The sequence below is a fragment of the Niabella drilacis genome (assembly GCF_900101395.1).
Lineage (GTDB): Bacteria > Bacteroidota > Bacteroidia > Chitinophagales > Chitinophagaceae > Niabella > Niabella drilacis.
In genome coordinates this window covers 1-12,706 of sequence record NZ_FMZO01000005.1, presented here as the reverse complement: position 1 = coordinate 12,706, position 12,706 = coordinate 1, and the positions used below count along the sequence as shown (strand labels likewise).

Here is a 12,706-nt window from a genome sequence, read left to right as displayed (position 1 = left end):
ATATGCCCCTACACTTCAATATTGAGCAATTTATCAGAGAACACATCACCCGCCGCCCTCAAAGCCTGTTTCTCCCCGACATGGAAGACCATGCCGCAAAATTGCATACGGAAATAAAGGACAAAAACGTCCTGGTCATCGGCGGCGCCGGCACGATCGGTTCTTCATTCATCCGGGCCCTGGTGCAGTACCTGCCCGGCAAATTAATAGTGGTCGACATCAATGAAAACGGACTTACCGAGCTCGTCCGGGACTGCCGGAGCCGGCCCGAGCTCCAACTGCCGGACGATTTCAAAACCTACCCGGTAAACTTTAGCGACAAGGCATTCAGGAAAATTTTTGAACATGAAGGACCTTTTGATATCGTTGCCAATTTTGCAGCGCACAAGCATGTCCGCTCCGAAAAAGACATCTTCTCTATAGAAGCAATGGTTGAAAACAATGTAACACGGGCAAAGGACCTCCTGGATCTGCTGACTCAATATCCTCCCAAACATTTCTTTTGCGTATCGACCGATAAAGCTGCCAACCCCGTAAACGTAATGGGTGCCAGCAAAAAGCTGATGGAAGAAGTGATCCTGGCTTACTCCGGGAAAATGAAGATCACTACCGCACGGTTTGCCAATGTGGCCTTTTCAAATGGGAGCCTGCTGGCAGGATTTATCGAAAGAATTCTCAAACAACAGCCGCTATCCTGTCCCTCAGATGTAAAACGTTTCTTTGTTTCTCCGGATGAGTCGGGGCAGATCTGCCTGTGCGCCTGCATCCTGGGGCAGTCGGGTGAGATCTTCTTTCCTAAACTGGACACCTCCAGTATGGTCAACTTTGCCGACGTGGTGCCTTCCTTCCTGGCTGAAATGGGCTTTAAAATAAAGCGCTGTACATCTGAAGAAGCCGCAAAAAATGCAATCGACATGATCAGGGACGGCTACTACCCGGTTTATTTTTTCCCAAGCAGCACAAGCGGGGAAAAGCTATATGAAGAATTCTATACCGATGAAGAGGAGCTGGACACTGCCACTTTTCAATCGCTTGGTATTGTAAAAAATGCCAAAAGAAGAAGAATTGCCGATCTCGATAAGATCATCGAGACCTTAAAGCAGGTTTTTGAAGATACAAAGGCAGAAAAAAAAGATATTGTTTCTGCATTGAACTCGATGATCCCTGGCTTTGAGCATATCGAAACAGGCATCAACCTCGATCAGAAAATGTAGCCGGTGATGCCCGTCCTTTATTACGGACATCACCGGTCTCAATCCTTTGTCCCTACTTAATCACCGAACAATGTATTCCTTTTTTAAACGTTTTTTTGACCTAATTGTCTCGCTGACCCTATTCCTGGTTATTCTTCCTTTTATGATCCCGATCGTGCTCATTCTTCTCTTAACAGGAGAGCACTATGTTTTTTACCGGCAAAAAAGGATCGGTTTTAAGAACAGGTATTTTTATATTCTTAAGTTCGCTACAATGCTGAAGAATAGCCCCAATATGGGTACGGGACTGATCACCGTCAGGAACGATCCCCGCCTGCTCCCCATCGGAGGCTTTTTACGAATGACAAAAATCAATGAGCTGCCCCAGATCATTAATGTGATCAAAGGTGATATGAGCCTCGTTGGTCCCCGCCCGCTGGTTGATAAAACATTCAACGCATATCCTGAAGCCGTCCGGAGCCGCGTATATGATTCTGTACCGGGCATCACCGGTATCGGATCGATCATTTTCCGGGATGAAGAACAGCTGCTCACCAATACCAAGATGGACCGTGTGGAATATTATGAACGGGTGATCGCCCCCTATAAAGGGGAACTGGAGATGTGGTATAACCGTCATAAGAGCCTGCGGGTTGATTTCTGGATCATTTTCCTCACTGCATGGTCGATCATTAATCCGAGCACAAAACTCCCGCACAAAGTTTTCAAAAATTTGCCCCAACGGACTTTTGCAGATATTGCACAAACAAGGCCCGTGCTTAATGCAGCAGATCCTAAAAAAAGGAGCGTACACTCTTAAGCCCTATCTTTGCCGCGGTTTTATATACCTCGATTATGAAACCCGGCGTATTTTACACGATCATATTATGTTGGGGGCTGATGCTGCAGGGCCCGCTTTTTGCCCAGAGTGCACGCTACAAAGCGCACCTGAACGTGGCACGTCAGCATGGTGTGCCATTGCTGAAAAGCAGCGCACAGGTCAAAAACTATGTAAGCAAAAAAAAATTAACGCGGGTAAGCTCCGGAAAAGGATACCGGTTACAAAAGCTCAACTATAGCGCCCCTTACCTGACTCCAAGGGCAAAAGCCGTACTCAACCAGATCGCCCGCTCCTTTTATGCGCAAACAAAAAGCACCTTTACCGTTACATCCCTTACAAGGACCCTACATGCACAAAGCCGGCTACGCCAGGTAAACGGGAACGCTACTTCTGGAGTCAGCTCCCATAACTATGGCAGCTCTTTTGACATTTCCTATATCCGTTTTAACGGGCGTAAAGGTCCGAATAAAAGACTGGAACGAGCCCTGCATGCGGTGCTTGCTAATTACCAGGCACGTGGCAAGATCCTGTTCATCAAAGAATACTATGTCAGTTGCTTCCATATTACGGTTCGTTAAACTCCGGCATAAAATTCAGCATCCACCGGATCCCGAACCGGTCGGTCAACGATGCATAATAACTTCCTGACTGCGTAGGAATGACGCGTTGTGTGGCGTTGCCTCCCTTGCCCAGCCGCTGATATACCGCCATTAATTCATTCAGACTCCTACATTCCAGCATCAGCGAAATATTGTTTCCCTGGCACAATCCCTCATCGGGTACCATATCCGTAGCTATGATCTCTGCATAGGGCGACCGCAGTGAAGCCTGTAAGATATACTGCTCCATCGCCTTTGGCAATCGCCCGGCCCCCAGGGATTCGCCCAGCGTCTGGAACTGCAGTTCTCCCCCCAGGCAGTTTTTATAAAAGAGCATTGCCTCAAGGCAATTCCCGTTAAATGTTAAATATGATTTTATACGGATCACTGACGATTTTTTCAATTACAAAATTGGCCAAATACCCGCGCATAGAATGGTGGCATATACGCCATTGAGAGGGTTGTTAGCGACAGCTACATTGTTTATCTTTACGGAAATTTTCAAAATGAAACGGATCTGTATCTACGTCCCGATCAACGGGGTTATTGAAGCCATTACACCGGCAGCAAGAATCTTCCAGACCGCTAACGATTTTCTGACCGCCAACGGCTACCCTGCAAAATTCGGAGTGGAACTGGTTGGCCTGAAGAAATCAATTCCGCTGTCTAACGGATTATACACCGTAACTACAGACCGCCTGCTGAAGGAAGTTACAGCCGCCGACCTGCTCATCATTCCGGCGCTTATTGATGCAGACATGAGCAGGGCCGTGGCAGCAAACGAGCCCGCGTTGTCACTTATCGCATCGATACATGCCCGCGGCACAGAAGTGGCTTCTTTATGTTTGGGTGCATTTTTACTGGCGGCCACCGGCATCCTCGATCATAAAAAATGCTCTACCCACTGGGCCTACTACCATGAATTCACGCAACTATATCCACAGGTGGAAATAACTGACGGCACTGTGATCACGGATGAGGCCGGGGTCTATTCCAGCGGCGGAGCCAATTCTATCTGGAACCTCCTGCTCTACCTCGTGGAAAAATATACCAACCGCGAAACGGCCATCCTCCTTGCCAAATATTTTGCCATCGACATCGACCGGAACAGCCAGAATGCCTTTTCTATTTTTAAGGGTCAAAAGGGCCACAACGATGAAGGCATAATAAAAACACAGGAATTCATCGAAAAGAATATTGGCGAACGCATCAGTATTGATCAGCTGGCCGGCCTTATTGCTGTAAGCAGGAGGAGCTTTGAGCGCCGGTTTAAACAGGCTACGAATAACACTGTGCTGGAATACATCCAGCGCGTACGCATTGAGGCCGCTAAACGGAAATTTGAATCCAAACGATTGAATATAAACGAGGTCATGTACGATGTAGGCTATACGGATACCAAGGCCTTCAGGGATGTATTTAAAAAGGTAACCGGCCTTACGCCCATCGAATACCGCAATAAGTACTATAAGGCCAATCTGGAAATGCCGGCGGCAAACTATGCGTTCTCATAAGACACGTATCAAAAGTTCATCGATCAATAGATCCTGGAATAAGTTCAGCACAACGTAAACAAAAAATCGCCTGTGTTGTCATCCTCCCCCGAATGTTCGCATATGCGTCAAGTTAAAGAGAGGTCTATTGCCTTGTAATGTAGCACGAATGCGCCTTCGGTACCAAAAAGATCCTATTTTTTGATAGCAAAAGGCGCAGGGCGCCGCAAATCATTGTAACAGGAACGCCCAGGGGACTTGCTGTCAGCCGCAGCGCGGCGGGAATCTTTTGGAAGGCGGTTTATATTGCCGGTGCGCTGCGCTGCAGCTTCGACCTTTAAGGTCTTACAATTAACTTAACTCCTATGCAAATGTTCAGGGTTGTTTCAGGGCCAGGCTGGCAGACGCCGGAACACTCCCGATTGTAATTGGGGAAACAGGATACAAAATAATAATTCACATGTCAAAACCCGATCAAGATCCCCCTAAAGATACTATTTCTTCAATGCGGCACGCACTTTGGGGGCTATTTTGGTTCCATAGATCTCGATCGATTTCATAATATCCCTGTGCAACGGTGCGCCTGTATCCATATGCGTGGCAAAGCGGGTCAGCCCAAACAATTCCTGCAGATATAAGATCTTATCGATCGCCTCACTGGCATCTCCGATCACCAGCGCTCCGTTCTTTGTTTTACCAAAATCGAACTGGTTCCTCCGGTAAGGAGGCCATCCCCTGCTTCGCCCAACACGGTCCATCTGCGCAGCATACAGCGGGTAATACATTTCACTGAGTGCGGCGCTGTCTTCTCCATAAAAGCCATGCACGTGAATACCTACCTGGTATTGGTCCATCGGATGCCCGTATTGCTGATAAGTTTCTTTATACAGCTCAAAAAAGGGCTGAAACTGTGCCGGAGATCCCCCGATAATGGCGATCATCAGCGGCAATCCCAGCCGTCCGGCGCGCTCCACAGACGAAGGAGTACCTCCCACAGCTATCCAAACCGGCAAATGATTATCCGTAGCCCTTGGCAATACCATTTGCTCCTGCAGCGGCGCGCGATGCTTCCCCTTCCAGGTGATCACCGGCTCTTTATTGATCTTTAATAACAGGTCCAGCTTTTCCTCAAACAAAGAATCATAATCACGAAGATCATAGCCAAATAGCGGAAAAGATTCAATAAAACTTCCCCGGCCTGCCATCAGCTCAGCCCGCCCCCCGGAAAGCAAATCGACCATCGCAAAGTTCTGGTACAATTTTACCGGATCGGAGGAGCTGACAACCGACACAGCACTTCCTAACTTTATATTCCTGGTTACCGTTGAAGCCGCCGCCAGCACAATTTCGGGGGTAGGCACGGCGTAATCCGGCCGGTGATGCTCTCCAATACCAAAATAATCCAGCCCCACCTCGTCCATTAATTTTATTTCCTCGATAATTTCTTTTAACCGTTCACCGGGAGCCTGCACGCTATTGGTTGCCGCATCAAAATGAAGGTCTCCAAACATACTGATACCAAGTTCCATATTTTTTATTTTGACTACAAATTTAACGGTCTCCCGCGGAGCCGGGCTTAACCTAGATTAACATCCTTCCGATCATGAACTTTGTGACAATAGCCAATGGCCGGGGTAGAACAGGAATGGATCAAGAGCTGGCCGCTTGGCTGGTCCGGGCGTGCCGGAAGACTATTACAGCCGGAGACATGACATGCACCGCCCAGGGCTGGCAACTGATTACCGACAGCGGATAATGCTTTAAAATCCGCCTCCAAAAGCTTAGCTTTATAAAAAGTACAGGCATGAATGATTCCGTATTCACCGGTTCGCCCAACAGCCACACCAAGGAAAATGCACCCATTCCGTGCAGGCAGCTGCGCCCCGCGTTGTTTGAATATATAAAACTGGAACGCCCGGACCTCAAACGCTCGGACAATATTTCTTACAATGAGTTAAACGAATATAAGCTGCGTTATATTTCCAAATACCTCCTGCGGGATATTCATCAGCTTTCGGAACTGGAAGATAGTGTGATCTCTTCCATGACCAATCAAACGATCATATCGGATATGATCGATGAGGACGACAGCGATAAACTCACTGTTGGTCAGCGCCTGGCCGACCGGGTATCCGGGTTCGGCGGCAGCTGGACATTTATCATCTCATTTATCATTTTTCTTCTGGTATGGATCCTTGTTAATATTTACTGGCTGCATAACAAAGGGTTCGACCCCTACCCCTTTATCCTGCTCAATCTTATCCTTTCCTGCCTGGCAGCCCTCCAGGCACCGATCATCATGATGAGCCAGAACCGGCAGGAGGAAAAGGACCGGGGCCGGTCGAAAATGGATTATATGGTTAACCTTAAATCGGAGCTGGAAGTGCGCATTCTTCATGAAAAGCTGGATCAGCTATTATCCAACCAGGAAGAATATATGAGCCGGTTAACAGATATGGAAAAGAAACAGCCCCGCGCGGATCATTAGGACCTGATTAACGTGGAAATCTGACCATAAGATCCGTATTCTACATTAACGGAATTTTAGCACCCTAATCAGGCTTATCGGAAATCACTCTCCGTACTCACTCTCCGGCACCGGCAGGTTTTTTAATGTTGCGCTTCTGAGCGAGATCGTTGAAGAAGCAGAATACAAGCCAATGCCGTTCCCGAAATAGGTATAATCGATCAGCGAGAGTTTTACGATCCCGTCAATAGCCAGCTCTATATAATTTCCGTAACGGATCAGCCGGAAATGGAATTCCTTTTCTTCCTTTAAATGGAAAATATTATCCTGGAGCACGTTGTACACAAAATTTGACCGGGTATTGACCGCGTTGAAACCCCAGCTCTGAAGATGCACCACACTATTGATCACATCAAAACTATAATAATACCCGGACCCCTCCTCGTCGATATCCGTTACCAGCCCCAGTTTGCCCATGCCCTCCACAGCAAGTATGCCTTCCCAGATGAAGCTGGGCGCCGATTTCTGTATCACAAAAACTTCATACCCGCTGCGGGATCCGCAGATCCACTTGTCCTGATCCTGTTCGAAAGACGCCGTAGGGTTTTTGAACAGTGTAATGATCGCCCCCATTTCATTCTGGGTGAGGGTATGGATCACCATCTGGTCCCACCGGTAATAGCTCTTTAGTACCAGCCTTCCCCTGTTATCTGTTTCCAGCTGCTTGGGCGGCGGAAAGATACGCAGGGCATTGACATTTCCGTTCGCATAAAAAAAGTTATAGACCAGCAGGTAGTCGCCATCCTGCTGGATCCGGGCCGCATAGTTACCCTGCGGCAGCAGCACATTATTATGAAAGCAATGGTACTCGCCCATAAAATCCGGGGCGAACCAGTACCGCACTTTTATATCTTCCCGTATCGAACCTAACAGGTAGTGCGTTCCGTTGAGTTCAAATACACAGGGGCATTCCACATCATCATACATCCTTGGGAAATGCAGCGGAGGGTGAAAGATCAGCTCCTTATCCATCAGTTGCACCAGGCCTACACACCCCCTCCGCGAGACCGGCCCCACAGCAGCCCTTGTACAAACCAAAAAGAATGTTTTTCCCTCATAATCGTACCGGAAAGGATCCCGGAAGCTCATCCAGAGCCGGGGATTGTTTTCATAGGTTTCATAGTGAGGGGCCCGTGGACCAAAGGGGAACACTTCATCATTCACTTTCTCCCAGTCGAACAGGTTATCAGACACTGCCAACCCGATCTTTGATACCACACCGCGGTCCTTACGCTGTAACCCGGTATAATACATCTCGAACCGGTTGCCGGACTCATATATCTGCATGGTCCAGAGCATATCATCATCCCAATCGCCCGGATCGCCTACAAACAGGGCGTTCTTTACCCTCCGCCAGGTAATACCATCTTTTGAAACCGCATGAGCGATATAGTCATGATTGGGAATGATCAGGTGAAAAAGATGGTATACATCCCTGTGCAGGATCATTGTAACATCTCCTATTTCCCATTCGCTGAATCCCGAGCCTGAATATAAATTATCGGTTAACCGCTCCATTTTTAAAAAATTAGTTATATTTCAACCGTTTTAAAATCTGATTGCCGCACCGCAGCGGCCGGGCACTATTACGTAAGTACCGATTTCTTCCAGAAGCTATATCCGGCGATCTCCGCCTTCAGGAAGATGGTACCTGCTGCCTCACCTCTAAAATGATATGCAATGCAGGAATACTATATACAACTTTTTAGTCCGCATGGATTGATCCGGCACCACAAACCTGAAACCGGGAGAGATAAAGACACGGGCGGACAGGTAAAATATGTGCTGGAATTACTGGAGGCCCTGTCTCATCATCCGCAGGTCCGGAAGATCGATCTGTTCACAAGGCGGATTGCAGACAAACGGGTTTCGGAGACCTACAATCACGAAATAGAAACGTTGTCTTCCAAAGCCCGTATTGTACGGATCCCTTGCGGCGGTCAGTTATACAAACCTAAAGAAAGTTTATGGGATAACCTTGATGAATTTGTGGATAAGGTTATCCGCTTTATTGAAAAGCAGGACGATTACCCGGATATTGTGCACGGGCATTATGCGGACGGCAACTATATAGCCGGCGAGATCAGCAAGATCTTTGAGATCCCCTTTATTGCAACGGGGCACTCGCTTGGCCTCAATAAAAAAAATATTCTTTTAAAGGACGGTCTTTCAGAAGACACCATCAACCAGAAATTCAACATGATCCGGAGGGTGAATGAAGAAGAAGAAACCCTGCGGCTGGCCAACCTGATCATCGTAAGCACCCAGCATGAGATCGAAACACAATACCGCTGGTATCATAACAAGGACAAGGCCCGGTTCCGCATCATTCCGCCAGGCATCAATAACGAGGTCTTCTACCCCTTCTACCGGGTGGGGATGCCCTCCTTCAATATTCCGCTGGAACAGGAACAGGCCATGTACCGGGTGAGCTCAGAAATTGAACGTTTTCTATTTGCTCCCGGCAAGCCCCTTATCCTTTCTATAGGCCGTGCAGATAAACGCAAAAATTTTGAAACGATCATCGACTGTTTCGGACAGGATAAAGAGCTGCAGAGCATGGCAAACCTGGCCATCTTTGCAGGTGTGCGAAAAGATATTACCCAAATGCCGCAGGATGAACAGGAGATCCTTACCGGGCTGCTGCTGCTGATGGACAAATATGATCTCTACGGTAAAATGGCACTTCCCAAAAAAAATGACCCCTCGCTGGAGGTCCCGGAGATCTATCGACTGGCGGCACAACGAAAAGGCGTTTTTGTAAACGCCACACCAGGTGAGAACTTTGGACTTACGATTGTTGAAGCGGCCGCCTGCGGTTTGCCTATTGTAGCTTCGCCCACGGGAGGCCCGAAGGAGATCATCGGCAATGCCCGTAACGGCATGCTGGTGGATGTACAGGATACCAAAGAAATTGCAGACGCCTTAAAAAAGATCATTGCCGATACCGCACTCTGGGAAAAATATTCTGCCAACGGTATCCGGGCAGGGCAGGAAGACTATTCCTGGGAATCACACGTTAACGTATATATCAAAGCCATTGACGAAATATATAAACCCAAAATACAGCTGAAAGAAACACAGGAGCTTCCGCTGGGTAAAAAACTGATGAAGGCTGAGTTCTTTTTCATTTCAGACCTTGACGGCACACTCATAGAAGGCAACGATGCATCCGGCCTTGATGCAATAAAACAATGGGTTGAGGAAAATAAGAACAGGGTTATTTTTGGCATTGCCTCCGGCAGGAATAAAGCGCTCACCGCCGCTGCGCTTCAGCAGTTCCGGTTCCCGGAACCGGATATCCTGATCTGCTCGGCCGGAACAGAGATCTACTATACCCGGAATTTTCTGCCCGACCCTGGCTGGGAAAGTCATATCAATCATCAATGGAAACGGAAGGAACTGGTGGCTGCGCTGGAGAACTATCCGGGCCTGCACCTGCAGGAAGCCGATGCCCAGTGGGAATACAAGCTCAGCTACTATGTTACCGAGCGCTTTAATGAGGGCGACCTGGCCAATCTCTATAAATTCCTGGATGACCGCCGGCTCAGGGCAAAGATCCTGCTGACCGATAACCGGTTCCTGGATATCTTGCCGGTGCGGGCCGGAAAAGGAAATGCCGTCCGCTACCTGAGCTATAAATGGCAATTGCCACTTGATCATTTCATAACAGCCGGAAATGGAGGGAATGATATCGACATGCTGCGCGGCCGCACCCGGGGCATTGTAGTAGCCAATCACAGCCCGGAGCTGGAGCTGCTGAAAAAAAGCCGCCATATATATTTCGCAAAGCAAAAGCAGGCCGTTGGGGTTATGGAAGGCATTCATCACTATTTAAATCACCATCCTTCAAAGACCGGGAAACCGGATGCAGGCGGTCATCAGGAGAAAAGTCCGAAATGAGGAATTATATTCTTATTTTTACCGCTCATAATTCAACTGTATGGCATATAATCTTTTAAAAGGCAAAAAGGGAATCATTTTTGGAGCATTGGATGAAAAATCCATTGCGTGGAAAACTGCCCAGCAATGTTACAATGAGGGTGCAGAACTGGTATTGACCAATGCCCCTGTGGCGTTGCGTATGGGGGAGATCAATAAACTGGCAGAAGCATGCGGCAATGCCCCCGTAATAGGTGCTGATGTTACCAATATGGATGACCTGAAGGCCCTGTTTGAAAAATCAATGGAACATTTTGGAGGCAAGATCGACTTTATCCTTCACTCTGTAGGTATGGGGCTGAATGTGCGTAAAGGAAAAGAATACACCGATCTGAACTACGACTGGAATCATAAGACCTTTGATATTTCCTCTATGAGCCTGCATCGTATTTTAAAGACCGCCTGGGACCTGGACGCGCTCAATGAATACGGAAGCGTAATTGCCCTCACTTATATTGCCGCACAGCGCGTATTTCCTGATTACAGCGAGATGGCAGATGCAAAAGCGCTGCTGGAAAGCATTACCCGGACCTTTGGTTACTATTACGGGGTAAAGAAAAAAGTACGTATCAACACAATCTCCCAGTCGCCCACAAAAACAACTGCCGGCAGTGGTGTAAAAGGGTTTGATAATTTTATCAGCTATGCAGAAAAAATGAGCCCGCTGGGCAATGCCCCTGCAGAAGCCTGCGCCAATTACATTTCCGTTCTGTTCAGCGACCTGACCCGGTATGTGACCATGCAAAACCTCTTTCATGACGGAGGATTCAGCTTTACGGGCGTTACAGAAGCCGTTCTGGAATCGATGACGGTGGAAATTTAATATAGCCAACATAAAGAGCCTGTTTAAAATTCATTCAATGGCTTTATTATGGCTGTTTTGGGCTGCAACTGCGTTAAATTTTTCGCCATAGTGGCCTACTATGCCTGCAAAATTTTCCTTGTTTCGCTCCAAAATAGCTTCATAATAAATTCCATCAATAAAATTCAAACAGGCTCTAAATATTTCAAAAAAGGGAAAGAGATCTCGTTCAGGAACCACAAACGGGGTCTCTTTCATTGTTTTGTTTTAGCCGGAACATTCCCGGTTTCATACACGCTCCCACGTTTTTTACACCTATTATGAAAAGAATACTTTTCACCTGCTGCCTGTGGCTAACCGCACTGGTAATGCATGCTCAATCCGATACACTGGGCCTGTTTGAAAAACAACAGGAGGTATATGCCTTGGCAGATAGTGTCAATATCCGGACGGCGCCCTCGCTGGCTGCTGAGAGCATCGGCCTTATCTCCGTAGGAACCCCGATGATAATTACCGGGATCAGCCCCGTGGCCCTTCAATTGAACGGCGTCATCTTCCCCTGGTATAAGGTTGCCTGCAGCAATGGCAAAAGTGGTTTTATCTGGGGTGGTAAACTGGCAATGGCCTCCTTCAGAAGTCATAAAAATCCGGATATCAGTTTTCATTATGGTGTAGAGCGGGTTACAGACAGCAATATCGTGCTGCAGATACGGGTTGTAAAAAATGCAAAAGAACTACAACGGATATCTTTTACCGGCCTCGGCAACCGGTCGCCCCGGTTATACAGCTGCAGGAACCTGTCCAACAAAGGACTGAAAAATGTAGATGATATTATTGAAGTACAGGGCGGCTCCGAAGCCTGCGGTGAAGCCGGGGGTACCCTTACTTTTTTCTGGGCAGACCAGCAACTTCATTTTGTAAGACGCCAGTTCGATACCCCGGATGGGGAATATTTTGACCGCACCTATTTTATTTACCCGAGCGACATGCAAGGTATTAAAGACCTTATCATTGAAAAGCATGAAGAGGGAAGCATCCTTTTTGAAGAAGGACAAAAGGTTGCCAGCTGGGACAGCAATAATGTTAAATACGGCACTAACAAGGCAGAGAAATACCGCTGGACGGGTGAAAAGCTGGTACCAACCCTATAACGATATTTGCTTCGGTAGTTTAGTTTCAACCGCAAAGCGCGCAATGACCACCGCAAGGTTCGCAATGGGATTCGATGGCGGACAAACCACTTGGCGTCCTTTGCAGGAACCTGGCGTACCTTGCGTTTAATATCAACCACAAAAATCGCAACAATAAC

12 protein-coding genes are annotated in these 12,706 nt (G+C 47.7%); 8 read left to right on the top strand and 4 right to left on the bottom strand.

Features of this window, described 5'->3' with window-relative positions; genetic code table 11:
* Window positions 1-2: 2 nt before the first annotated feature.
* From BLS44_RS10385 to BLS44_RS10375, 3 genes are all read left to right on the top strand, one after another.
* A complete protein-coding gene (locus BLS44_RS10385; RefSeq protein ID WP_176954371.1) occupies window positions 3-1,214 on the top strand; it encodes a polysaccharide biosynthesis protein in 1,212 nt (403 codons plus the stop codon).
* Between the two features lie 70 nt (window positions 1,215-1,284).
* Window positions 1,285-2,013 carry a sugar transferase gene (locus tag BLS44_RS10380; RefSeq protein ID WP_245729179.1) on the top strand — a complete coding sequence of 243 codons (729 nt, stop codon included), beginning with the start codon at window positions 1,285-1,287 and terminating at the stop codon, window positions 2,011-2,013.
* A gap of 35 nt (window positions 2,014-2,048) precedes the next feature.
* Complete coding sequence (locus BLS44_RS10375; RefSeq protein ID WP_245729178.1) at window positions 2,049-2,612, top strand: DUF5715 family protein; 564 nt, start codon at window positions 2,049-2,051, stop codon at window positions 2,610-2,612.
* On the opposite strand, the gene BLS44_RS10370 is transcribed toward BLS44_RS10375, so the two are convergent.
* On the bottom strand, window positions 2,599-3,021 hold the full coding sequence (locus tag BLS44_RS10370; protein WP_143019724.1) for a VOC family protein: 423 nt from the start codon (window positions 3,019-3,021) through the stop codon (window positions 2,599-2,601). The genes BLS44_RS10375 and BLS44_RS10370 overlap by 14 nt on opposite strands.
* Window positions 3,022-3,139: 118 nt before the next feature.
* On the opposite strand from BLS44_RS10370, the gene BLS44_RS10365 reads away from it, so the two are divergent.
* Complete coding sequence (locus BLS44_RS10365; protein ID WP_090390286.1) at window positions 3,140-4,147, top strand: GlxA family transcriptional regulator; 1,008 nt, start codon at window positions 3,140-3,142, stop codon at window positions 4,145-4,147.
* 473 nt (window positions 4,148-4,620) lie between these two features.
* Here the strand turns inward: BLS44_RS10365 and BLS44_RS10360 are convergent, their stop codons facing one another.
* Entirely contained in the window at window positions 4,621-5,655 is a 1,035-nt protein-coding gene (locus BLS44_RS10360; RefSeq protein ID WP_090390022.1) for an Atu2307/SP_0267 family LLM class monooxygenase, read from the bottom strand.
* 275 nt (window positions 5,656-5,930) lie between these two features.
* Here BLS44_RS10360 and BLS44_RS10355 point away from each other — a divergent pair, with 275 nt between their 5' ends.
* On the top strand, window positions 5,931-6,614 hold the full coding sequence (locus tag BLS44_RS10355) for a DUF1003 domain-containing protein (protein WP_090390021.1): 684 nt from the start codon (window positions 5,931-5,933) through the stop codon (window positions 6,612-6,614).
* An 84-nt stretch (window positions 6,615-6,698) separates the two neighbouring features.
* On the opposite strand, the gene BLS44_RS10350 is transcribed toward BLS44_RS10355, so the two are convergent.
* Window positions 6,699-8,171, bottom strand: coding sequence for a glycoside hydrolase family protein (locus BLS44_RS10350; RefSeq protein ID WP_090390020.1), 1,473 nt, complete (start codon window positions 8,169-8,171; stop codon window positions 6,699-6,701).
* Window positions 8,172-8,333: 162 nt separating this feature from the next.
* Between BLS44_RS10350 and BLS44_RS10345 the strand changes: the two genes are divergently transcribed.
* Together BLS44_RS10345 and BLS44_RS10340 are read left to right on the top strand one after the other, a co-directional pair.
* Window positions 8,334-10,556: an HAD-IIB family hydrolase gene (locus BLS44_RS10345; RefSeq protein WP_090390019.1), complete on the top strand. Its 2,223-nt coding sequence runs from the start codon at window positions 8,334-8,336 to the stop codon at window positions 10,554-10,556.
* Between the two features lie 40 nt (window positions 10,557-10,596).
* Window positions 10,597-11,418, top strand: a complete 822-nt coding sequence (locus tag BLS44_RS10340; RefSeq protein ID WP_090390018.1) for an enoyl-ACP reductase FabI — start codon at window positions 10,597-10,599, stop codon at window positions 11,416-11,418.
* Window positions 11,419-11,448: 30 nt separating this feature from the next.
* On the opposite strand, the gene BLS44_RS26220 is transcribed toward BLS44_RS10340, so the two are convergent.
* The gene (locus BLS44_RS26220) at window positions 11,449-11,655 is read right to left on the bottom strand and encodes a hypothetical protein (RefSeq protein WP_143019723.1); all 207 of its coding nucleotides are present in this window, start codon (window positions 11,653-11,655) and stop codon (window positions 11,449-11,451) included.
* 62 nt (window positions 11,656-11,717) lie between these two features.
* On the opposite strand from BLS44_RS26220, the gene BLS44_RS10335 reads away from it, so the two are divergent.
* Window positions 11,718-12,548, top strand: coding sequence for an SH3 domain-containing protein (locus BLS44_RS10335; RefSeq protein ID WP_090390017.1), 831 nt, complete (start codon window positions 11,718-11,720; stop codon window positions 12,546-12,548).
* Window positions 12,549-12,706: the final 158 nt, after the last annotated feature.